This window comes from Streptomyces sp. NPDC051051, assembly GCF_040682975.1.
In the GTDB taxonomy this organism is placed as follows: Bacteria; Actinomycetota; Actinomycetes; order Streptomycetales; family Streptomycetaceae; genus Streptomyces.
The window spans coordinates 1-22,228 of sequence record NZ_JBFBCB010000001.1 but is presented as its reverse complement, the minus strand read 5'-3'; the positions used below and the strand labels follow the sequence as shown (position 1 = coordinate 22,228).

General features: G+C 72.1%; 20 protein-coding genes and 1 pseudogene. 10 read left to right on the top strand and 11 right to left on the bottom strand.

The features are described from left to right. Positions 1-30: 30 nt before the first annotated feature. Together AB0N31_RS00105 and AB0N31_RS00100 are read left to right on the top strand one after the other, a co-directional pair. Positions 31-330, top strand: coding sequence for a transposase (locus AB0N31_RS00105; RefSeq protein WP_366056005.1), 300 nt, complete (start codon positions 31-33; stop codon positions 328-330). After that, positions 327-788 carry an IS3 family transposase gene (locus AB0N31_RS00100; protein WP_366056004.1) on the top strand — a complete coding sequence of 154 codons (462 nt, stop codon included), beginning with the start codon at positions 327-329 and terminating at the stop codon, positions 786-788. The genes AB0N31_RS00105 and AB0N31_RS00100 overlap by 4 nt, the downstream gene beginning before the upstream one ends. On the opposite strand, the gene AB0N31_RS00095 is transcribed toward AB0N31_RS00100, so the two are convergent. Genes AB0N31_RS00095 through AB0N31_RS00085 form a run of 3 tightly spaced genes read right to left on the bottom strand, consistent with a single transcriptional unit; the run spans position 740 to position 2,206 of the window. Beyond that, on the bottom strand, positions 740-1,276 hold the full coding sequence (locus AB0N31_RS00095; RefSeq protein ID WP_366056003.1) for a restriction endonuclease: 537 nt from the start codon (positions 1,274-1,276) through the stop codon (positions 740-742). The two genes, AB0N31_RS00100 and AB0N31_RS00095, sit on opposite strands and share 49 nt — an antisense overlap. A gap of 43 nt (positions 1,277-1,319) precedes the next feature. Beyond that, positions 1,320-1,994 carry a restriction endonuclease gene (locus AB0N31_RS00090; protein ID WP_366056002.1) on the bottom strand — a complete coding sequence of 225 codons (675 nt, stop codon included), beginning with the start codon at positions 1,992-1,994 and terminating at the stop codon, positions 1,320-1,322. Beyond that, positions 1,994-2,206: a hypothetical protein gene (locus tag AB0N31_RS00085; protein WP_366056001.1), complete on the bottom strand. Its 213-nt coding sequence runs from the start codon at positions 2,204-2,206 to the stop codon at positions 1,994-1,996. Before AB0N31_RS00085 ends, AB0N31_RS00090 begins: the two co-directional genes overlap by 1 nt. 538 nt (positions 2,207-2,744) lie before the next feature. On the opposite strand from AB0N31_RS00085, the pseudogene AB0N31_RS00080 reads away from it, so the two are divergent. Further along, positions 2,745-3,493, top strand: a pseudogene (locus AB0N31_RS00080) (transposase family protein). Between the two features lie 150 nt (positions 3,494-3,643). On the opposite strand, the gene AB0N31_RS00075 reads toward AB0N31_RS00080, so the two are convergent. After that, positions 3,644-4,518 (bottom strand): IS5 family transposase gene (locus AB0N31_RS00075; protein WP_366056000.1). Its coding sequence is split into 2 segments (ribosomal slippage): positions 3,644-4,125 and positions 4,125-4,518, totalling 876 coding nucleotides; the frame shifts between segments, so codons are not numbered across the junction. A gap of 778 nt (positions 4,519-5,296) precedes the next feature. On the opposite strand from AB0N31_RS00075, the gene AB0N31_RS00070 reads away from it, so the two are divergent. After that, on the top strand, positions 5,297-6,682 hold the full coding sequence (locus AB0N31_RS00070) for an MFS transporter (RefSeq protein ID WP_366055999.1): 1,386 nt from the start codon (positions 5,297-5,299) through the stop codon (positions 6,680-6,682). A gap of 52 nt (positions 6,683-6,734) precedes the next feature. Here the strand turns inward: AB0N31_RS00070 and AB0N31_RS00065 are convergent, their stop codons facing one another. The 4 genes from AB0N31_RS00065 to lnt all read right to left on the bottom strand — a co-directional run bounded on the left by AB0N31_RS00065 (position 6,735) and on the right by lnt (position 11,826). After that, positions 6,735-8,738, bottom strand: a complete 2,004-nt coding sequence (locus AB0N31_RS00065) for a GAF domain-containing protein (protein WP_366055998.1) — start codon at positions 8,736-8,738, stop codon at positions 6,735-6,737. A gap of 76 nt (positions 8,739-8,814) precedes the next feature. Then, positions 8,815-9,615, bottom strand: coding sequence for a 3-hydroxybutyrate dehydrogenase (locus tag AB0N31_RS00060; RefSeq protein WP_366055997.1), 801 nt, complete (start codon positions 9,613-9,615; stop codon positions 8,815-8,817). A gap of 55 nt (positions 9,616-9,670) precedes the next feature. Further along, positions 9,671-10,150 carry an NUDIX domain-containing protein gene (locus AB0N31_RS00055; RefSeq protein WP_366055996.1) on the bottom strand — a complete coding sequence of 160 codons (480 nt, stop codon included), beginning with the start codon at positions 10,148-10,150 and terminating at the stop codon, positions 9,671-9,673. Between the two features lie 68 nt (positions 10,151-10,218). After that, positions 10,219-11,826, bottom strand: a complete 1,608-nt coding sequence (lnt, locus tag AB0N31_RS00050; RefSeq protein WP_366055994.1) for an apolipoprotein N-acyltransferase — start codon at positions 11,824-11,826, stop codon at positions 10,219-10,221. A 188-nt stretch (positions 11,827-12,014) separates the two neighbouring features. On the opposite strand from lnt, the gene AB0N31_RS00045 reads away from it, so the two are divergent. Continuing rightward, positions 12,015-13,100, top strand: a complete 1,086-nt coding sequence (locus AB0N31_RS00045; RefSeq protein WP_366055992.1) for an O-antigen ligase family protein — start codon at positions 12,015-12,017, stop codon at positions 13,098-13,100. A 1-nt stretch (position 13,101) separates the two neighbouring features. On the opposite strand, the gene AB0N31_RS00040 is transcribed toward AB0N31_RS00045, so the two are convergent. Both AB0N31_RS00040 and AB0N31_RS00035 read right to left on the bottom strand, forming a co-directional pair. Continuing rightward, positions 13,102-13,647, bottom strand: a complete 546-nt coding sequence (locus AB0N31_RS00040) for a hypothetical protein (RefSeq protein WP_366055991.1) — start codon at positions 13,645-13,647, stop codon at positions 13,102-13,104. A gap of 105 nt (positions 13,648-13,752) precedes the next feature. Beyond that, a complete protein-coding gene (locus AB0N31_RS00035) occupies positions 13,753-14,538 on the bottom strand; it encodes an aspartate/glutamate racemase family protein (RefSeq protein ID WP_366055990.1) in 786 nt (261 codons plus the stop codon). Positions 14,539-14,577: 39 nt separating this feature from the next. Between AB0N31_RS00035 and AB0N31_RS00030 the strand changes: the two genes are divergently transcribed. Next, positions 14,578-15,780 (top strand): glycosyltransferase, encoded by a 1,203-nt coding sequence (locus tag AB0N31_RS00030; protein ID WP_366055989.1) that lies wholly within the window; start codon positions 14,578-14,580, stop codon positions 15,778-15,780. A 15-nt stretch (positions 15,781-15,795) separates the two neighbouring features. On the opposite strand, the gene AB0N31_RS00025 is transcribed toward AB0N31_RS00030, so the two are convergent. Beyond that, a complete protein-coding gene (locus AB0N31_RS00025) occupies positions 15,796-17,103 on the bottom strand; it encodes a TerD family protein (RefSeq protein WP_366056292.1) in 1,308 nt (435 codons plus the stop codon). 296 nt (positions 17,104-17,399) lie between these two features. On the opposite strand from AB0N31_RS00025, the gene AB0N31_RS00020 reads away from it, so the two are divergent. From AB0N31_RS00020 to AB0N31_RS00005, 4 genes are all read left to right on the top strand, one after another. Then, complete coding sequence (locus AB0N31_RS00020) at positions 17,400-17,831, top strand: DUF6643 family protein (protein WP_366055988.1); 432 nt, start codon at positions 17,400-17,402, stop codon at positions 17,829-17,831. A gap of 42 nt (positions 17,832-17,873) precedes the next feature. Further along, positions 17,874-18,698: an MOSC N-terminal beta barrel domain-containing protein gene (locus AB0N31_RS00015; protein WP_366055986.1), complete on the top strand. Its 825-nt coding sequence runs from the start codon at positions 17,874-17,876 to the stop codon at positions 18,696-18,698. 203 nt (positions 18,699-18,901) lie between these two features. Beyond that, entirely contained in the window at positions 18,902-19,507 is a 606-nt protein-coding gene (locus AB0N31_RS00010; protein WP_366056291.1) for a hypothetical protein, read from the top strand. 168 nt (positions 19,508-19,675) lie between these two features. Then, entirely contained in the window at positions 19,676-22,114 is a 2,439-nt protein-coding gene (locus AB0N31_RS00005) for a right-handed parallel beta-helix repeat-containing protein (RefSeq protein ID WP_366055985.1), read from the top strand. Positions 22,115-22,228: the final 114 nt, after the last annotated feature.

The following is a 22,228-nucleotide window of genomic DNA, read 5'->3' as shown; positions in this document are numbered from 1 at the left end:
TGAGGATCTGAGAACGGACATCTCGTGGTCATGAAGAACTATCCGCCGCAGTTCAAGGCGGACGCGGTCGCGCTGTACGCGTCGCGGCCCGAAGCGACGATCAGGTCGGTCGCCGCTGACTTGGGGATCAACCCGGAGACGTTGCGGAACTGGGTCAGGGCGGCTGGTGCGAGTCGGCCGCGGGGCCGCCGGGCCGAGGCGTCCGTCGAGCCGCCCACTGCGCTGGAGGCGGAGAACACCGCCCTGCGCAAGAAGATCCGCGAGCTGGAGGAAGAGCGCGAGATCCTACGGAAAGCTGCGAAGTATTTCGCCGGGGAGACGCGCTGGTGAACCGCTTCCAGTTCGTCGCCGACCACCAGCGCCGCTACGGCGTGAAGCGGCTGTGCACCATCCTGGGCATCGCCCGCTCCAGCTTCTCCTACTGGCGCCGCACCGCCGCCGACCGGACCGCCCGGCAGGCGGCCGACGCCGCTCTCGCCGCACGGATACGGGCGGTGCCCCGCGAGTCGGACGGCACCTACGGCGTCCCCAGGATCACCGCCGAGCTCCGCGAGGACGACGAACGCGTCAACCACAAGCGGGTCGCACGCGTGATGCGGAGCATCGATCTGGCCGGCCTGAGGCTGCGGCGAAAGCACCGCACCACGACTCCGGACCCGGCGGCGGCGAAGGCCACGGACCTGATCGGCCGCGACTTCACCGCACGTGAGACGAACACGAAGTACGTCGGTGACATCACCTACCTCCCCCTGGAGATCTGCGCGTGGCCTGACCCGACTGGGCTCTGATACTGCTTGCACTGCACGATCAGGCGGCGGTCTTCGTCATCGCGGGCAGTGATGTCCACGCCGAGGTCACCGGCGCCTCCGACCCGCTTGGGACGCCGGAATCCGTCACGGGCCAGGAGATCAGTGCACGCCTGCTCGAAACCCGTCGCGCTCATCGACGAAAGCTGCTTCGTCTTGAAGGTCAGCGCGTCCGCTTCGATCGCATCGCCAGAAGGAGCCGCGAACGTGTCGTCCGCGTTGGCGTAGGTGTTGGCGCCGAACAGGAACGACAGGATTCTGCCGAGCAGGAGCAGCATGGGCAGCCCGCCGACCACGAAGAGCCCGGTCCACCACGGGTGATCGGCTATCAGCCCCCACAAATCTACGGTGATCCACTGGCCGACATCCTCGGTGAGCCACTCCCAGAGCATCTTGCCGACGGCCAGCGCGATGACCGCATACAGCAGGAACTTCAGCAGCGGGTCGAGCGACCCGTCCTCGTCGAACACCACACCTCCAGACGTCTTGGACAGCGATCACGATCTTTGCCAGTCATGCCGCATGCCTGGATCGGCTCGGGCGGGAGCGCGCGGACAGTCCGAGGAGCTCGTGCAGAGCGGCACCGTCCTCGGCCCAGCGCCGTAGCTTTTCCCGGTCGACCCAGTGGACGCCGTGCCGGTCGCCCCACGCCATGGCATCGCGGGTGAAGGCTCCGTTGGTGACGACGACAGCGTGATCGGCTTTGTGGACCGGCCCGGCCGTCCCCTTCACCGCGTACATCACAGCTGAGCCCACCTTGCCGCCGACGCGGGTGTGCTTGGCCTGCACCACGATCCGGCCGCGCTGCGGATGGTCACCAATGACGTCGGCGGCCTGGTCGCCGCCGCCACCCACTCTGCGCGCCGGCCAGCCGTCGCGGACCAGCAGATCCCGTAGGGCGTACTCGAAGCGACGGTCGTCCATGGTGTCGAACTCCGCGAGCGTGATCTGCAGAGTCGCCAGCCGCTCCTTCTCCCGACGCCGCATCGTGGTCGCCTGCCTGATCCGCCACGCCGCGACGGCTCCCGTGAGCAGGGCGAAAGCCAGCAGGGCAGGCCAGGCCGCCTTCAGTGCGCCGACCGCCGTGGCCGCCGTCCGCGCCACCAGGACGAGCACAGCCAGGGCGACTACAGCCGCTGCGACCAGTTCCTCGGCACCGCGAGGGCGCCGCAGACGTATCCGTCGCATCAGCGGACGGCCGTCGCGCCGGCCGCCGGCTTCGGATCCGTCGGCGGTGTAGTGGCGGTGGACTCACTGAACCCGAACACCTGCCCCCACAGCCACACGCCGGCCAGTAAGCCGGCAATCATCCAACCGCTCATGCGCTTGGCGCTCCTGGGCTTCGGATTGCGACGGATGTGTCCGCGTACCCGGTGGAACCCGTCCGGCACCTTCGACATGTTTCCCCCTCCCGTCGGTGGGCCGCGGAACGCGGCTCATCCCAACAAAAGGGTGTAGCAGTGGGCACTGACAGCAACTGATGGGTCATCACGGCGCCACGCCCCGGTCGAGTCGCCATCAGGCCAGGAGGGCCCACGCCGTCAGGCCAATCACGGGGCAGCGAGCCCGAGGCAGCTCAGCTGGGCGAATGCCCTTCTCAGCTCCCAAGCGGTTCATCATGGCCCTTTCCGCCAGCCCTCACGCGGCGCGTGACCGCCCGTATCTCACCTGCGGAAACAGCCCCGGTCACGCCAAACAGAGCTCTGCCGACGAATGGCGAAAAGCAGCGGAAGCGCACTCACAGCCATAGTGCGCCGGCGCCGCCCCGTCGAACCGTGGTTCTGCGACCATGACCCGGGGGCGTCACAGGGTCGGGAGGCACTGAGCTTCTTCGAGTTGGCCACCGGTCGGGTGACTGCCTGCAGGCCGCAACGAGCGAGACCCCCGAGCTGTTGATCGAGATGTCTGACGTCTCCATCACGCTGCTCGGGGGCCTCGTTGGTCATCCATCCTGCCGCACTCGACCTGCCGCATGCGCTCGTGGAGTGGGTCACCATGCTCATCGTCACCCGTGAGGACGGCCGCCGCTGCAAGCTCCGCCCGTCACAGCGCGCGATGGTGACACTGGTGTATCTGCGCGAACACACCACCCTGGCGAAGATCGCTGCCGGGTTCGGGATCAGCGAGTCCACCGCCCATGCCTACACCAGCGCGGTCGTCCACCTGCTCGCCCAGCGCGCGCCGGGTCTGCTGAAGGTCTTGCGCGAGGCCGATCCCGACTTCGTCCTGCTGGACGGCACACTCGCCGAGTGCGACCAGGTCGGCGACTCACGCGCGGACTACTCCCACAAGCACCGCCGGCACGGAGTGAACGTGCAGTTGGTCACCGATCCGGACGGCCGGCTGCTGTGGCTCTCACCCGCACTGCCGGGCCGATCTCACGATCTGACCGCCGCCCGCACCCATCGGATCATCCGCATCTGCGAGCGCCGGGGCGTCCCCATCCTGGCCGATCTCGCCTACCAGGGCGGCGGCCCCTGGCTGACCACGGGCATCAAACGCAAGCCCTTGCAGGAACTCACCCTCACCGAGAAGACCGTCAACCGAGCCTGGCCGCGGCACGGGCATCGGTCGAACGCGGCGTCGCCCGCCTGAAGTCCTGGCGGATCTTCCGCAGATCCCGATGCAGCCCAAACCGCATGACGTCAATCGCCAAGGCCATCCGCACCCTGGAGCGGCAACGCTGAAGAAGCTCACTGGTAGGCACTGATCAACCCGCCGTCGCGACGCCTCGGCCAACCGAGCCCCACGGGACGAATTCTCAACGCGGTGTCGTCGCGGTCCTGCGAGGACAGCGCCCACGGTTGTAGGGCTAGGGCGTGTTGTGAAAGTGCTGGTCACAGCCACTCGTTGATGGCTGCGACCAGCACGGTCGCTTCGTAGCGGACGGCGAGTTTGTCGTACCTCGTGGCGACGGCCCGGTGGCGCTTGAGGCGGTTGATCCCGCACTCGACCGCGTGCCGCTGCTTGTAGTCGTCCTTGTCGAACGTCGGCGGCCGCCCGCCACGCGATCCGAGCTTGAGCCGGTTGCGGACCCGGTCCGCCGGGACCGGGATCGTTGCCTTGATTCCGCGTCTGCGCAGGTAGGAGCGGTTGCTGCGGGAGTCGTACGCCTTGTCGGCCCGTACCCGGTCCGGCCGCTTGCGCGGCCTGCCGACCCCCGGCCGGGGAACCCGGATCGCTTCCAGGATCGCTTCGAACTGCGGGGAATCGCCCCGCTGCCCGGCCGTGATCACCACCGACAAGGGCTTCTGCCCCTGCTCGACCGCGAGATGGATTTTGCTGGTCAGCCCGCCGCGGGAACGTCCGAGGCCGTGATCGGCCGGCCCGACGAAGACGCCGCCGGGCGGTTCCTTCTGGAGGTCCCCCTTTTCGCCGCTCCGGCGGCGTGCTGGTGGGCCCGGCAGACGGTGGAGTCGACGTTCACGTCCCAGGTGATCAAGCCCTCGGCGTCCGCCTCGGCCTGCAGCTGGGTGAGAATCCTCGCCCAGCTGCCGTCCCGCTGCCAGCGCCGGAACAGGTCATAGACCCGGTCCCACGGCCCATAGCGTTCCGGCACGTCACGCCAGGGAGCCCCGGTCCGGGTCCGCCACCGTATGCCGTCTATGAGCTGCCGCCGCGTCCACACCTGCGGCCGACCCGGCTTGATGCCCCGCGGCAGCAACGGCTCAAGCCGGGCCCACTCGCTGTTCGTCAGATCCCCACGTCCCACAGGACATGATCATCAACGAACAAGATCCACTTTCGCAACAGACCCTAGGCCGAAGAAACCGCCGCTGGCCTCCGCCAGCGCCGGATCCAGCCTTGGTGCAGCCCGGTCAGGACAGTCTTCTGCGGCCCCTCGTCGCCTCTCGAAGCAGTGCCGAGGCCGTCATCTTCGTACAAGCGCAACATGCGAGCAGCGCTCATCACCACGAACCTTCGAACCAAGATCCGGACCATACCCGGACCAGCCGTCCGCAGCTTGTGGCGATCGGAGCTGTTTTAGCTGGTCAAGCTGCATCTGAGCCGTGTACCACCAGCAGACGAAGAACCTCCTGGGACCAGGATGCACCGCGCCCAGACACAGCGCCTTGCCCGTGCCGACGGCGGCTGAGCGGCAAGGCCGGACTCGGTCTCTCAGTCCGGTCACCTGCCATGCAACGACTCCGAGTCGATCAATCCCAGATGCCCGAGTTCAACGGAGCGTAGTCAGCACCAAATCAGCACGGGACAGGCGAGGACGGGTGATGACGTGGGCTTTTAGTCAGCACCGAACCAGCACGGGAGTCAGCACCGCACCGTCAAATCACCCTGAACTACGCGTCTCGGACGGCACTCGTTTCGGCCACCATCGCTCCCCTGAACCGCCTTTCCGCGAGTCGGCATGGTGGCCGCACGCATAGCTGACCCTCGAACTATGTTGCCCCACCACATGTGCGCCTGACCTGCGGATTCCTACGGTGTGGCGATACGCAAACGTCCCCGTCACACCCCAGGAAGTGGTGCCGATGTCGTCGCCCGCAGCCGCTCCACCAGCCCCCGCCAGCCTCAAGCGCATCGTCGCCGCGTCCCTCATCGGCACCACCATCGAGTGGTACGACTTCTTCCTGTACGGCTCCGCCGCCGCGCTCGTCTTCAACAAGCTGTTCTTCCCGGGCTCCGATCCTCTCGTCGGCACGCTCCTGTCCTTCCTGACGTACGCGGTGGGATTCGCGGCGCGTCCGCTCGGGGCGCTGGTCTTCGGGCACTACGGGGACCGGCTCGGGCGCAAGAAGCTGCTGGTGCTCAGTCTGGTGATGATGGGCGGGGCGACCTTCGCGATCGGACTGCTGCCCACGCACGCGACCATCGGGACCGCCGCTCCGGTGCTGCTGACCGTGCTGCGTCTGGTGCAGGGCTTCGCGCTCGGCGGCGAGTGGGGCGGGGCCGTCCTGCTGGTGTCCGAGCACGGGGACGCGCGGCGGCGCGGGTTCTGGGCCTCGTGGCCGCAGACCGGGGCGCCGGCGGGGCAACTGCTCGCGACCGGCGTGCTCTCCTTCCTCACCGCCGTCCTGTCGGACGCCGCCTTCGGCAGCTGGGGCTGGCGGATACCGTTCCTGCTCTCCGGCCTGCTGGTGATCGTCGGTCTGTGGATTCGTCTCTCTGTCGACGAATCGCCGGTGTTCAAGGAGGCGTTGGCGCACGCCGAGGCCCGGAAGGCGACGGAGGCGGCAGCCGCCGAGAAGCTTCCGCTCGTCGCCGTGCTGCGGCACCACTGGCGTGAGGTGCTCGTCGCGATGGGCGCGCGCATGGCGGAGAACATCTCCTACTACGTCATCACCGCGTTCATCCTCGTGTACGCGACGACCTCGGCCGGTGTCTCCCGCCAGACCGCCCTCAACGCCGTGCTCATCGCCTCCGCCGTGCACTTCGCGGTGATCCCGGCCTGGGGCGCGCTCTCCGACCGGGTGGGCCGGCGTCCCGTCTACCTGCTGGGCGCGGTCGGCATCGGGTTGTGGATGTTCCCCTTCTTCTCGCTCATCGACACGGGCGGCTTCGGCAACCTCATCCTCGCCGTGACCGTCGGACTGGTCCTGCACGGCGCGATGTACGCACCCCAGGCCGCCTTCTTCTCCGAGATGTTCGCGACCCGGATGCGCTACTCCGGTGCTTCCATCGGCGCCCAGTTCGCCTCGGTCGCGGCCGGTGCCCCGGCCCCGCTCATCGCCACCGCGCTGCTGGCCGACTACGACAGCTCCACCCCGATCGCCCTGTACGTGATCGCCGCGTCCCTGCTGACGGTCGTCGCCGTGGGCGTGGCCAAGGAGACCCGCCACCGCGACCTGGGCGCCCTGGACGCCGCCCCCGAGGTGCGGGACACGACGGCCCGGACACAGGACGCCCGCGTCCTCTGATCCCGGGTCCGTGCCCGACCCGACCCCCGTGCCTCCTGAGGGAGTACGGGGGTCAGTTCGGTATTCGGGCCGCCAACCGGTGCAATCGCAGAGCGAGTTGGATCTCCAGGGCACGGGCGGGACTCTGCCAGTCCTCGCCCAGGAGGCGGGCGACGCGCTCCAGGCGCTGGGCCACGGTGTTGACGTGGACGTGGAGGTCGTCCTTGGTGCGGGCCGGGCTCATGCCGCACGCGAAGTACGCGTCGAGGGTGCGCACCAGATCGGTGCCGCGTCGCTCGTCGTAGGCGACGACCTCGCCGATGGTGCGCTCCACGAAGCCCGCCACGTCCCGGGCGCCGGCGAGCAGCAGTCCCAGGAAGCCGAAGTCGTCGGCGGCCGCCCCGTCACCGCAGCGGCCGAGCAGCCGCAGTGCCTCGACACACCGGCGGCCCTCCTCGTACGCGGCGACCACCGCGTCGGGGTGGGCGGCGGGGCCCTGGACGGGCGCGGAGGCGCCCACGGTGACCGCCTCGTGGACGGCGGTGCCCAGATGGCGGGCGGTGCGGTGGGCCAGCTCCGTGGCGGTGTCGCCCGGTGCCAGCGGCAGCAGCAGGACGGTGCCGCCGTCCCGGGCGGCGGCCAGGCCGTGCCGGGTCGCCGCGAGGTGGGAGGCGGCGGACCACAGCCGCCGCCGCGCGTCCGCCTCCTGGTCGGCGTCGGCCGCGTCCGCCTCGAGCCGCGCGGCGAGGACGACATGGGTGGCGTCGAGGTCTGCACGCAGCCGGGAGGCACGCTCGCGCAGCACGCGCGGATCGCGGTCGCGGGCGTCGAGGAGGTCGTCCAGCAGCTCACCGCGGACGCGTTGTTCGGCCTCGGCGGCGGAGCGCCTGGCGAGCAGCAGCAGGGAGGTGACCATCGCGGCCCGCTCCAGCGTGCGCTGGTCGACGGGGTCGAGGCCGGGGTGGCCGCGCAGGACGAGGGCGCCGAGCAGTTCGCCGCCCGCGGTCACGGCGGCGATCCAGTCGTCCTGGTGCCGCACGGCGTGGCCTTCCGCACGGGACGTCTCCAGTGCTGCGGCCGGGGCCGCGCCGGCCTCGGTGAAGTCGACCGTGCCCGCCAGGACCTGGGAGACGGCCGCCGCCACGTCGTGGACCCCGCCGCCGCGCAGGACCAGTTCGGCGAGCCGGTCGTGGACGTCGGAGGCACGCTCGATGACGGCGCTGCGGTCCTGGATGATCTCGTGGGCGCGCTCCAGGCCCGCCAGTGCCGAGCGGGTCTCGGTGAGCAGGTTGGCGGCGTCGATGGCGGCCGCGGCCAGGGCGGCGAAGGAGCCGAGCAGGGCGATCTGCTCGCGCTCGAAGACCCGGGCGCGCCGGTCGGCGGCGAACAGCACCCCGATGACGTTGGCCCCCAGCATCAGCGGGACGCCGAGGATGGCGACCAGGCCCTCGTCGCTCACGCCCGCGTCGATGGTCGTGGTGTGCCGGAAGCGGTCGTCGCGGAAGTAGTCGTCGGTGACGTACGGGCGGGCCGTCTGGGCGACCAGGCCGCCGAGGCCCTCCCCCATGCCGAGGCGCAACTGCTGGAAGCGGGCGGCGACCGAGCCCTCGGTGACCCGCATGTAGGTGTCGCCCCTGACCGGGTCGTTCAGGCTGAGGTAGGCCACGTCGGTGCCGAGGAGGGAGCGGGCCCGCTGCACGATCGCCTGGAGGACGGCGTCCACGTCGCGCAGGCCGGCCAGGTCGTGGGCCGTCTCGAAGAGTGCCGACAGTTCGGCCTCCCGCCGACGGCGGCCCTCCAGTTCGGAGCGCACCCGCAGGGCGAGCCGCTTGGCGTGTTCGAGCACGGCGATCCGCTCGGGCGGCAGTCCTTCGGCGCGCGCGAGCAGCACCGGCCGGTCATAGGCCTCGGCGGACGCGCCGCGGGCGAGCAGCTCCAGGAAGGGCGTCTCGGCATCGCCGGGACCGTCGGGCACACCCGCCGCAGCGGGCACGCCGGGGCCCGCCTCGGCACCGTGCGCGGCCGCCTCGGCATCGCTGACGGAGCGCTCGACCGGCTCCACGTGATCGCGGGACATGCTCACAGGATTCCTCATGACCGGGCCGGCCCGTCAGGCCTGTGGAAAACTCCGGGCCCGCCGCTCACCGGGCAGGTCAGTGCGCCGTCCAGCCGCCGTCCATGACCAGAGAGGTTCCGGTCACGAAGGACGCCCCGGGGCCGCACAGATAGGCGACGGCGTCGGCGACCTCCTCCGGTTCGATGAGCCGCTTGAGCGCGCTGTCCCGCAGGAGCACCTCGGCCAGGACGCGCTCCTGCGGCAGGTCGTGCGCCTGTGCCTGGTCGGCGAGCTGCTTCTCGACCAGCGGGGTGCGCACATAGGCGGGGTTCACGCAGTTGGAGGTGACACCGTGCGGCGCGCCTTCGAGGGCGGCCGTCTTGGACAGTCCCTCGAGCCCGTGCTTGGCGGCCACGTACGCCGACTTGTAGGGCGAGGCGCGCAGTCCGTGCACGGAGGAGACGTTGACGATGCGGCCCCAGCCCTGCCCGTACATGTGGGGCAGGGCGCCGCGGATGAGCCGGAACGGTGCTTCCAGCATCACCGTGAGGACCGTGTGGAAGACGTCCGGCGGGAACTCCTCCAGGGGGCGTACCAGTTGCAGGCCGGCGTTGTTGACCAGGACGTCGGTGCCGGCGGCCGCGAGTTCGGCGGCGTCGAGGTCCGTGAGGTCCAGGACGTGCGGCTCGACGACGCCCGGCAGGCCCGCGGCGCTCTCGGCGAGTGTCTCCAGGCCCGTGGCGTCCCGGTCGACCGCGCGCACCTTGGCCCCTGCGGCCGCCAGCCGCAGCACGCATGCGCGGCCGATACCGCCGGCGGCGCCGGTGACGAGGGCGGTGCGACCGTGGAGGTCGAGGGAGGGGGCGAAGGGACCAGGAGCGGCGGGGGGCGTGGTCATGCCTGTGACCTTAGGCAGCGCCGCCGCCTCACCCCATGTGGTCCGCCCCCACACTTCAGCTGGAACTCATGGAGTCGAACCATGTGGGCTCGTCCGACAGCGCCTGCTTGATCCGGAACAGCGCGAACTCGTTCAGGTCGGGCAGGGAGTCCACCGCGAACCACCCCACCTCCAGTGACTCGTCGTCGTTGACGCGGGCCTCGCCGCCCACGGCACGGCAGCGGAAGGTGATGTCCATGTACTGGCAGACGTCGCCATTGTCGTACGCGACCGGCTCCAGCGCCTGGACGAGGAGGACCCGTTCGACCACGCACCGCACCGCGGTCTCCTCGAAGACCTCCCGCACGGCGCAGACGGCGGGCTGCTCCCCGGGGTCGGGGATGCCGCCGATCACCGCCCACTTGCCCGTGTCCGAGCGACGGCCGAGCAGCACGCGGCCCGCGTCGTCGAAGACGAGGGCGGTGACTCCGGGCAGCCACAGCAACTGGTGGCCCGCGACGGCCCGGATCTCGCGGATGAAGTCAGGAGTAGGCATGGCCCCGACCCTAACGAGGCGCTCCGACGACACCGCGCGCGTGAGGGACGCGCTCGCCGGGCGTACGGTTACACGCCACCGGCGCGCCGCCCGCGCACCCCGGCCCCTATCGCCCACCCGAGCCCGCCGGCGGCGACGAGCAGGAGGGCGATCTCGGGCAGGATGCCGAGCTTCGTCGCGGGGGTCTCCGAGGAGCGCAGCGGGACCTCCTGGACCAGGGAGTCCGCGACGAACATGCCGGTCTTCTGACTGATCCTGCCGTCGGGCATGATGATCGCGCTGACCCCGCTGGTCACCGGCACGGTGACGGTCCGGCTGTGCTCGACGGCACGCACGCGTGACATGGCGAGCTGCTGGTAGGTCATCTCGCTGCGGTCGAAGGTGGCGTTGTTGCTGGGCACGGAGATGAGCTGCGCGCCGTGGGTGACGGTGTCGCGCACGGCCCAGTCGAAGGCCGCCTCGTAGCAGGTGGCGAGGCCGACCCGGGCGTCGCCGAAGTCGAACACGCCGGGTTCGGTGCCCCGGCTGAAGTCCTGGTGGACCATCGAGGTCCACTCGTCGTTGACGGCGCCGATGAGGGAGCGCAGCGGGAGGTACTCGCCGAAGGGCTGGACCTGCCGCTTGTCGTAGGTCTGGGTGGCGCCCTTGTCGGGGTCCCACAGGATCTGCTCGTTGTACAGCTTGCCGTCGCGTTCGACGACGCCGCCGACGGAGACGGGCGCGTCGATCGCCTCGGCCGCCTGCTCGATGACGGCGGCGGCGTCCGGGTTGGCGAAGGGGTCGATGTCGGAGGAGTTCTCGGGCCACAGCACGAAGTCGGGCTGGTCCACCTTGCCGGCCCTGACCTCGGCGGCCAGCCGCTCCGTCTCGCGCGCGTGGTAGTCGAGGACGGCCCGGCGCTGGGAGTTGAAGTCCAGTCCGAGACGGGGCACGTTGCCCTGGATGACCGCCACCGTCGCGGTGCCGTTCTCCGCCTCGTCGCTGACCAGCGGGCGGGCGGCCACGGCGGCCAGGACCGGGACGGCCATGCTGATCAGGGCGACGGCGGCGGCCGACCGCCGCACCTCGCGCGTACGGCGCCACTCGAGACCCGTCCGTACGGCCTCACAGAGGCCGAAACCGCACAGGACGACCGCGAAACCGAGGACCGGAGTGCCGCCCAGCGCGGCCACCGGCAGGAAGACGCCGTCCGCCTGGCCGAACGCGATCTTGCCCCACGGAAAGCCGCGGAAGGGCACGCGCGCGCGTGCCGCCTCTCCGGCGATCCAGATCGCCGCCGCCCACACCGGCCAGGCCGGCAGCTTCGAGACCACGGCGACCCCCGCGCCGACCAGCGCGACGAAGACCGCCTCGATGAGCACCAGCGCGATCCAGGGGCCGGGGCCCACCTCGACGCCCGTCCACACCAGCAGCGGCAGCAGGAAGCCGAGACCGAAGAGGTATCCGAGGCCGAATCCCGCCTTCCAGCCCCGGCCGCGCAGCAGCCGGCCGAGGAGGGCGAAGGCGGGCAGGGCCAGCCACCACAGGGTGCGCGGCGGGAAGCTGACGTACAGGAGCACTCCGGAGAGCGCCGCGGTGGCTGCCGGGACCAGGCGCAGGAGCCGTGCGCCGCGCGACGGCGCGGTCGGGGGCTCCAGCTGGTCCGGCCGGTCCACGGAAGTAGCGGTGACGGTCACTCCGGGAGTGTACGGCGGGTCGTCTTTCGGCAGACAGCACGGTCCGCGGGTGCCGCCCGCACGACGCGTGCCCAAACCGCCCGGTAGCCGTTACGGTGAGGCAGTGCTCCTGTCGCGCGGGGTGGCCGGGGAGGTTTTCACGGTCCTGGGGCGGCCGGGTACGGGGGTGGGGCGTGGGGTCGAGGGGGATGACGTCCGCGGACGACGAGGACGCGGACGGGGAAAGACGCATCGTTTCCGACGCCGTGGGCGTGGTGGTCCTCGGGAGCTGTGCCACCTGGTCCCTGGTGACCGCCGCCGTGCAGGGCGGCCGTCCCGAGGGCGTCCTGCTCGCGGTGCTGGCCGTGGCCGCCGGTTACGCGGCGGGGCGGATATCCGGCGTGCTGCTGCCCGTCGCGGCGCCCTGCGCCGCGGCCCTGGCCGGGCTCGCCCTGGCGGCGGCCCTGCCACGGCTCGTCCCGGTACCCGAGACCGTCACACCGCTGGGCCACGCCGGTGCCACCGCGGCGGTGCTCACCCTGTCGGCGGGAGCCGCCTGTTGCGCGGCCTGGGCGACTCCCGTGCCCGCACTGCGGCTCGTGCTGCGTCTGCTGGCCTGCGGCACGGCGGCGGCCGGAGCCGCGCTGGGTTCGCCCACCGCGACGGTGAGCTGCGCCGCCGTCGTGCTGTGCTCCCTGGCCGCCGGGCGCATGCCCCACCGGGGGCGCGGCCTGGCGGGGCTGGCACTGGCCGCCGCCGCGGCCACGGGCCTGACCTGGGCGGCCGCCGGCGCCGCGCTGCCCGGTGGGCTCGCCGCGTCGCTGGAGGACCCGCTCACGCCCCGCCGGGTCGACCTGTGGCGCGACGCCCTCGACCTGGCGCGGCACGACGCCGGCCTCGGGGTGGGGCCGGGACGCTTCGGCGAACTGAGCGCGACGGCGGCGCGGACCACCCTGTCGGACGGCAAACCGCACTCGGCACCGTTCCAGATGGCGGCGGAACAGGGGGTGGTCGGGGTGCTGCTGCTGGCCGCGGCCTTCGGCTGGGTGCTGTTCGCCCTGTGGCACGCGGCCCGTCCGACGCCGGTCGTGCTGAGTGCGGGTGCCGCGCTGACGGGCGTGGCGGCCGTGGCCTCGGTCGGCAACGCGCTGAGCTTCACCACGGTCTCGGTCGGCGCGGGTCTGCTGGCGGGTCTGGCCACGGCCCGCCCGCTCGCCGTCGGGCCGGCGTCGGGCGCGGTCCCGGCCCGTTCGGGACGGGACCTGCGTTCCCGCGACGGCCGTCCGGCCGTCTGAGTCAGTGCGTCGCGTCCGGCGTACCCTGCCGCAGGCGCGCCCGGATGACCCGTACGGCGGACTCCGCGTCGTCCACGGTGATCGTGAACGTGTGCCCGTCCCAGAGCCGCAGGACCACGCCCTCCCCGCGCCGTACGACGACGGCGGTGCCCTTCTCGGGGCGCCAGCGGTAGCCCCAGCCGCCCCAGTGGCGCGGAGTGACATGCGGCTCGAAGTCGGCCCCGGCGACGTGGGACAGCGGGATGCGGCGGCGCGGCACGCCGATGTGCCCGCAGCGCACTTCGAGGGACTCCTTGTCGAGCTTCAGGTCGACGTGGACGAAGGCGAGGGTGCCGAAGAGGACCAGCATTCCCGCGGCGATGCAGCCGATCACGGCCATGGCGAGCGGCGCGATGGAGGACGTCCAGGCGGACTGGACCGCCAGTTCGATACCGAGCGCCATGCAGGCCGCCCCGCCGAGCGCGAGCAGCCACTGGAACCGGTTGGTGGCCCGCCCGTGCCACACATCGGGGTGCCGGGCGGTCTCCTCGTGGGGCTGGTCCCTCATATTGACGAGGTTACTCAGGTTTCGCTCCGCCGGTACCGTGTCGCGGAGGGTGACTGGGCCGGCCGGACCATCGGCGGACCGCGCGCGTCCGCCCATGGGCCGCGGTCACCGGGCGGGGCTGGCCTCCTGGAGGAGTCGGCCTTCCGCGTAGGAGAGCGCGGGCACCGGCAGCGCGCCCTCGCGGCCGCTGAGGAGAACCGTCACCGCGCCGAGGGCCCGGGCCGCGGGCTCGGGGCGGGAGCCGATGCGGCGCAGTGCCTGGGCGGCCACGGCACCGGCCGATCCGTGCAGGACCAGCGGCGGGCGGCCGGCGCCCTGGACGGCGGCGCGGATGCGCTCGGCGACCAGTTCGTAATGGGTGCAGCCCAGGACGACGGTGGTCACCTCGTCGGGGGTCAGCGCGGCGGCCGCGGCGACCGCCGCGTCGATCGCCGTCTCGTCGGCGTGCTCCACTGCCTCGGCCAGCCCCCAGCAGGGCACCTCGGTCACCGTGACGCCGTCGGCGAAGTCGTCGATGAGGCCGCGCTGGTAGGGACTGCCGGTGGTGGCGGGGGTGGCCCAGATGGCGACGGGGCCGCCACCGGCCGCGGCGGGCTTGATCGCGGGCACGGTCCCGATCACCGGGATGCCCGGTTCGAGGCGGGCCCGCAGGGTGGGCAGCGCGTGCACGGTCGCCGTGTTGCAGCCGATGATCAGGGCGTCGGGCCGGTGGGCGGCGGCGGCCTCCGCGACCGCGACCGCGCGCGCGGTGAGGTCCTCGGGTGTGCGCGGGCCCCAGGGCATGCCGTCGGGGTCCAGGGAGAGCACCAGATCCGCGTCGGGTCGCAGGCGCCGTACCGCGGCGGTGGCCGCCAGCAGCCCGATTCCGGAGTCCATGAGCGCGATCTTCACCCGGCCACGATAGACGATGTGCTCCCGGGGCCCGCCCCCGTGGGGCAGACTGCGCGCGTGAGCGCCGTCGTGTGGATCTCCGCCGTTTCTCTCGCCGCCTGGCTGTGGCTGCTGCTCTGCCAGGGCTTCTTCTGGCGCACGGACGTCCGGCTGCCCCCGCGCGCGGAGCCCGGGGGGCCCGGGGAGTGGCCGTCGGTCTGCGTGGTCGTCCCCGCACGTGACGAGGCGGCGGTGCTCCCGGCTAGTCTGCCGTCGCTGCTCGCGCAGGACTATCCGGGGCGGGCGGAGGTCTTCCTCGTCGACGACGGCAGTTCCGACGGCACCGGGGAGCTGGCGCGCGAGCTGGCCCGGCGGCACGGCGGGCTGACGCTGAGCGTGGGCTCGCCGGGCGAGCCACCGCCCGGCTGGACGGGGAAGCTGTGGGCGGTGCGGCACGGCATCGCCCTGGCACGCGCGCGTGGACCCGAGTACCTGCTCCTGACGGACGCCGACATCGCGCACGCGCCCGACAGCCTGCGGGAGCTGGTCGCCGCGGCGCGCACCGGCGGCTTCGACCTCGTCTCCCAGATGGCACGGCTGCGGGTGGAGAGCGTGTGGGAGCGGCTGGTCGTGCCGGCGTTCGTCTACTTCTTCGCGCAGCTGTACCCGTTCCGCAGGATCGGCCGGCCCGGGACGCGGACGGCGGCCGCGGCGGGCGGCTGCGTCCTGCTGCGCACGGAGGCGGCCGGGCGGGCCCGGATCCCGGAGGCCATCCGGCACGCCGTCATCGACGACGTGGCCCTTGCGCGTGCGGTGAAGGGGGCGGGGGGCCGCGTCTGGCTGGGGCTGGCCGACCGGGTCGACAGCGTGCGCCCGTACCCGAGGCTGCACGACCTGTGGCGGATGGTCTCGCGCAGCGCCTACGCGCAGCTGCGGCACAACCCGCTGCTGCTGCTCGGCACGGTGCTGGGCCTCGCCCTGGTCTACCTGGTGCCGCCGCTCGCGCTGCTCGGTGGGCTCGCCCTCGCCGTCCCGGCCGCCGCGGTACCGGGCGGCCTCGCGTGGCTGGTGATGACGAGGACGTATCTCCCGATGCTCCGCTACTACCGTCAGCCGCTGTGGCTCGCCCCGCTGCTGCCGTTCACCGCCCTCCTCTATCTCCTGATGACGGTGGATTCCGCGGTTCAGCACTACCGGGGGCGGGGGGCGGCCTGGAAGGGCCGCACCTACGCCCGTCCGGACACGGTGGCCGACGAGGGCTGAGCCCGCACCCACTGCCTATTTGCGACCGGGCGTCCAGTTCATGCCCCAGCCGTAGGCGTGGTCCACGGTCCGCTGCGGGCTCACCCCGCGCTCGGGCACCAGGTAGCGGGCCTCGCGCTGGACGACGAGGTCGTCGCCGGTTCGGGTGATCAGCGCGAGCGCGCACACGGTCGAGGGGACGGTGCACTCGTCCAGGGAGAAGTCGATCGCGGCACCGAACTGAGGCTGCAACGTCACCGTGGCGTGCAGGTCGGCGAAGGAGCGGGCGCCCTCGTAGACGGTCACGAAGACGAGGACGCGCCGGAAGGCGTCCTTGTGGTCGAGGTTGATCGTGAGGTTCTCCCCGGAGGCCACGGCGCCCGTGCGGTCGTCACCGTCGAGGAGGATGTAGGGCGGCTGGTGCAGGGCGCCGAAGGCGTTGCCGAGGGCCTGTACGACCCCCTTGCGTCCGTCGGCCAGCTCGAACAGCGCGCACAGGTCGAGGTCGAGGTCGTTGTGGAGCGCGACCGCCCGGCCGCGTTTGCTGCCCCACTTGGAGAACTGCTTGCGCACCTCCCAGTTGAGGTTCACCCGCATGACGCCCGAGGTGCCGCCCTGCTTGGTCAGCGACACCGACGGAGCGGCCTTGGTGAGCGTCACCTTGGTGAGGCGGACCGGGGCGGCGGGCGGAGCCGGCGGCGGGGGCGGGGCGGCGTGGACGGGCGGGGGCACGGTGACCGGGAAGGCCGGCGCGGTCGGCGGCGCGGGCGGGGGCGTCGGGGCGGTGGCCGGTCGCGGTGCGGTGGGCTGCGGCGCGGCGTGCTGCGGTTCGTCGACGGTGATCCCGTAGTCCGTGGCCAGGCCTTCCAGGCCGCTGTCGTAGCCCTGGCCGACGGCGCGGAACTTCCAGGCTCCCTGGCGGCGGTAGAACTCGCCGAGCACGAACGCCGTCTCGACGGTCGCGCCGGTGGCGTCGTACCGGGCCACCACCGTGTTCCGTGCCGCGTCCCGTACCTCGACGGCGAGGTCGGGCACCTGCCCGAAGGTGCCGCCGTCCGCCGAGGCGGCCAGGACGACGGTCTCGATGGCGGGCTCCACGCGCGCGAGGTCGACGAGCAGCGTGTCGGTCACCCTGCCGCCCAGGTCCCGCTTGCCCTCGTGCCGGACCGCGCCGGAGGAGTGGGCCGGCTGGTTGTAGAAGACGAAGTCGGCGTCCGAACGGACCTTCCCGGCGACCAGCAACAGGGCCGAGGCGTCCGCGTCGGGGACGCCCGGTCCCGACCGGCGGCCCACCTCGATCCGCAGCGCCGTCGTCGGCACCGGAACATTCGATCCTTTCGGCATGGACATGTCCGCCCCCCTCACTTTCGCCGGCCGGACCGCACGCTCCGGCACCCTTCGGGTCGTCTGCTCGTCAACCTATTCGCCCGGACCGGGAACGCCCATCCGCAGGGCCACAAGATCCCTGGCCAACCGCCGGTAACCCACCGGGAACTCGGCTTTTACACGATCTGGACCACGATTGCCGCCCCTTTTTGCCAAGTTCGCTCGCATTGGGTATCCGAAGTCATCGCCGACACGGAAAACAACCCTCTTATCGGTCTCCCCAACCAGCACATCGTGGGCTTAACTTATGTGCCATGACCTCCCCCCGCTCCACCTATGGCGGCGGCTACTACTCCGCCTCCTTCCCGGACACTCCGATCTACGACTCGCTCGTGGCCGAGCGGGGCACCCCGCAGATCGCCCCGATCCGGGTCCCCGCCGCCTACGACACGGGCAGCAGCCTGCCCGCGTTGCCGTCGGCACTGCCCGCCCTCCCGGCGGCCCCGTCCCCGTACGGCTACGGCTACCCGCAGGCGCAGCAGCCCGCTCCGCTGCAGCAGGCGCCGGCCGCCTACATCCCGCCGCAGGCCACCGCGCCGCGCGGCTATCCGGGCCCGCAGATGCAGCAGCCGCCGCGCCCCGCCGGACCCGGCACGGGGTACGACGCGATGCGCTCCGCGGCTCCCCGGCCCGCCGCGCCCCAGTACCAGGACCCGTACAACAACCAGCAGTACCGAGGTTACTGAGCCGCCCCGGGGACAGTCGCCGCCACCTGGCAGGATGAGGCCATGGGGAATGCCGAGCTGCTGTCGATCCACGTCCATCCGGTCAAGGCGTTCCGGGGCCAGGCGCCCCGGGAGGCCGAAGTGGAGCCCTGGGGGCTGGCCGGAGACCGACGCTGGGCACTGATCGACCACGGGGGAAAGGTCGTCACCCAGCGTCAGCAGCCGCGCCTCGCACAAGCCGCCGCCGAGCTCCTGCCCGGCGGCGGTGTCCGTCTGTCCGCGCCCGGTCTGGCGCCGCTGACCGTCTCCGTGCCGCGGCCGATCGGAACGGTCCCGTTGGAGATCTTCCGCGACAAGGTGGAGGGGGTCCTCGCCGACGAGGCCGCGCACGCCTGGTGCAGCGCCCATCTCGGCGCCGACGTGCGTCTGGTGCACATGGACGACCCCGCGAAGCGCCGCGCCGTCGACCCCGAGTACGGGCTCCCCGGCGAGACGGTCGCGTTCGCCGACGGGTATCCGCTGCTGGTCACCACCGTCGCCTCGCTCGACGCCCTCAACTCGCTGATCGCGGGGGGCGAGCACGCCGCGGAGGGGCCGCTGCCGATGAACCGCTTCCGGCCGAACGTGGTCGTGACGGGTACGGAACCGTGGGCCGAGGACGGCTGGTCGCGTCTGACCATCGGCGAGGTCGCTTTCCGGGTCGCCAAACCGTGCGGCCGGTGCGCGGTGACCACGAACGACCAGACCACCGCGGAGCGCGGCAAGGAGCCCCTCCACACGCTGGGACGGCATCGGCGGCTGGGCGGAAAGCTGGTCTTCGGACAGAATCTGGTGCCCCTCTCCCGCGGCACCGTCCGGGTGGGCGACCCGGTCACCGTCGTGGGCTGACGAGCGCGGCGCGGGTCGGTGTCTCCGGGCGGGGACCGGGGTGCGGCAGTCCTGGGAACCTCGGCCCGCCCTCCGGCCGTTGTGTTTTTCGTGAGACGTTCATGAGAGGTCCCGACTGCGGGTGATGTGGCTCTCTCTTCGCCCGGACCCGCGCGTGAACGGCTCCACGGGGGACTGTCACGGAGCGGGAAGGGGGTGCGGTGGTGCGGGCGATCGGTGGAATCCGGCGCTGGCGGCACAATCCGTTGCGCCGTACGACGGATCTGGTCGAGGCCTGGGTGGCGCTGACGGCCCTGCTCCTGATCCTGTTCGTGGCACCCGTCGTCGGCTCCCTCGTCGGCGCCGTCGCGCAGGACACCCTGCAGCACACCGTCCGCGACCAACGCCTCTCCCGCCACCAGGTCCCGGCAACCGTGGTGCGCGAGCTCGGGGGCTCGCTGCCGGAGGCGGATCCCGAGAGCCTCTCCGGGCGAGACGGCCGCGCCCGCGTGGTCGCCGACTGGACCGCTCCCGACGGCACCCCGCACCACGGCACCGTCCTCGCCGGCCTCAAGTCCCTTCACCGGGGCGACCACTTCCCGCTGTGGACCGACACGCACGGCCGTCCGGTGGGCCGCCCTCTGGACCCCGCCACCGCGACCACCCACGCCGTCCTCGCCGGATTCGGCGCGGCCCTGCTCACCGCGGGCGTCGTCGAGGGGCTCCGAAGACTCGCCGTCCGGCACATGGTCCGCCGCCGGTACGCCCGCTGGGACCAGGCATGGAGCCGGGCGGGCCCGGACTGGGGCCGTACCGGAGCCGGCAGCTGACAGCCTTCCGTCTCTGGTCAACCCACCGCCCGCGCGCACGCTACGGTGGACCGGCCGAGCATTCGGCATCGACCCGCGCGCGAGGGAGCCGCAGGGGTGCGGCACGGCCGGCGCACCCCGCGAACGACCGAGTGATCAGCAAGACCGAGGTGGGGGCACAGCAACGCCATGGCACAGGGCACGGTCCAGGTGACGCACACCGGCACATCGAGGTGGCGGCGCCGCACGGGTGAGTACGCGTCGCTCGCCGCCGCTCTGGAGGCCGCGGCCGAGGGTGACGTGCTCACCATCGCTCCCGGCACCTACCGGGAGAACCTCGTCGTGCAGCGTGCGGTGACCCTGCGCGGCCCCGAGGGCTCCCCCGGCTCCGTCCGCATCGCGCCCGTGGACGGCGTGCCGTTGACCGTGCGGGCCTCGGCCGTGGTGCAGGACCTGCACGTGGAGGGCCAGGACGCGACGGCGCCCGCGGTGCTCGTCGAGGAGGGCACTCCCGAGCTGCTGGACCTGCGGATCGTCACGCGGTCCGCGGCCGGCGTCGAGGTGCGCGGCGGCGCGCGTCCGACGGTCCGGCGGTGCACCGTCGACAACCCGGCCGGCATCGGCATCGCCGTGGTCGACGGCGGCGGCGGTGTCTTCGAGGAGTGCGAGGTCGTCGCGGCAGGACAGGCCGGCGTCGCCGTGCGCGGGGGCGGTCATCCCCGGCTGGAGCGCTGCCGGGTGCACCACACCTCCGGGGCCGGTCTGAGCGCGACCGGCGACAACTCCGCCCTGGAGGCGGTGGGTTGCGAGGTCTACGAGGTCCGGGGCAGTGGTGTGCAGATCACCGCCCGTGCCACCGCGCACCTCACCGACTGCGATGTGCACCGCACCACCGCCGACGGGGTCACGCTCGACACGGACGCCGTGCTGACCCTGGCCGACTGCCGGATCCACGACATCCCGGAGAACGCGGTCGATCTGCGCTCGCGCTCCGTACTGACGCTGACGCGCACGACGGTGCGTCAGTTCGGGCGCAACGGCCTGTCGGTGTGGGACCCGGGCACCCGGGTCGACGCCAACCAGTGCGAGATCTTCGACAGCACCGGCGACTACCCGGCCGTCTGGGTCAGCGACGGCGCCACCGTGGTCCTCGACTCCTGCCGGGTGCACGACGTACCGGACGCCCTGTTCGTCCTCGACCGCGGTTCGCGCGCGGACGTCGTCGACAGCGACCTCTTCCAGGTGCGCAACACGGCCGTGTCGGTCAGCGACGGGGCGACCGCCCAGCTCGACGACTGCCGGATCCGGGACGCGGCGACCGGCGCCTGGTTCCGCGACCACGGCAGCGGCGGCACGCTCAACAACTGCACCGTGGACGCCACCCAGACCGGCGTGATCGTCACCAAGGGCGCCGACCCCACGGTGGAGCGCTGCACCGTCGACTCCCCCGCCGAGGCCGGCTTCTACGTGTCGGCGGGCGGTCGCGGCAGCTTCCTGAACTGCCGGGTCACCAACAGCGGCGGCTACGGCTTCCACGTGATAGACGGCTGCCGTACGGCGCTGCGCAAGTGCCGGACCGAGCGCTGCGCGCGACGGGGGTACGAGTTCGCGGACGCCGGCCCGGACGCCACGGCCGGCTCCGGTCCCGTGGTCGAGGACTGCACGAGCGACGAGAGCGCCGGCGTCCCCACGCCGGGCACGCGGGAGACCGCCGTGGAAGCGGCGCCCTCCTCGCCGGGGCTGCTCGGCGCGCTCCCCGAGCAGCGTGCCACCGTGCCCGAGGCACGACCGGTCGTGGCCGAGCCGGAGCGGCAGGTGCGGGCCTCCACGGACGTGATGGGCGAACTCGACGCCCTGGTGGGTCTGGAGAGCGTCAAGCGCGAGGTGCGGGCGCTGACCGACATGATCGAGGTGGGCCGGCGCCGGCAGCAGGCCGGTCTGAAAGCGGCCTCGGTCAAGCGGCACCTGGTCTTCACCGGCTCCCCCGGCACCGGCAAGACGACGGTCGCGCGTCTCTACGGCGAGATCCTCGCCGCGCTGCACGTCCTGGAGAAGGGCCATCTGGTCGAGGTGTCGCGCGTCGACCTGGTCGGCGAGCACATCGGCTCGACCGCGATCCGCACCCAGGAGGCCTTCGAACGGGCGCGCGGCGGTGTGCTGTTCATCGACGAGGCGTACGCGCTCTCCCCGGAGGACGCCGGGCGTGATTTCGGCAAGGAGGCCATCGACACGCTCGTGAAGCTGATGGAGGACCACCGGGACGCCGTGGTGGTGATCGTCGCCGGGTACACGGCCGAGATGGAGCGGTTCCTGTCGGTCAACCCCGGTGTGGCATCGCGTTTCTCGCGGACCATCACCTTCGGCGACTACGGCCCCGACGAACTGCTGAGGATCGTCGAGCAGCAGGCCGAGGAGCACGAGTACCGGCTCGCGCCGGGCGCCCCGGAGGCGCTCCTGAAGTACTTCACGGAGATCCCCAAGGGCGCCGCCTTCGGCAACGGCCGCACGGCCCGCCAGACCTTCGAGGCGATGGTGGAACGCCACGCGAGCCGCGTCGCCCACCTCCCGGACCCGAGCACGGACGACCTGACCCTGCTGTACGCGGAGGACCTGCCGGAGCTGCCCTAGGGTGTTTCGTCGGGATCATGCCGGGCCCGCACCCAGCGCAGCCAGGGGGTGTGGCGGCGGACCTGGTGCTCATCCAGGCCGACGAGGCCCTTGCCGGCCTGGAAGGTCTCCTCG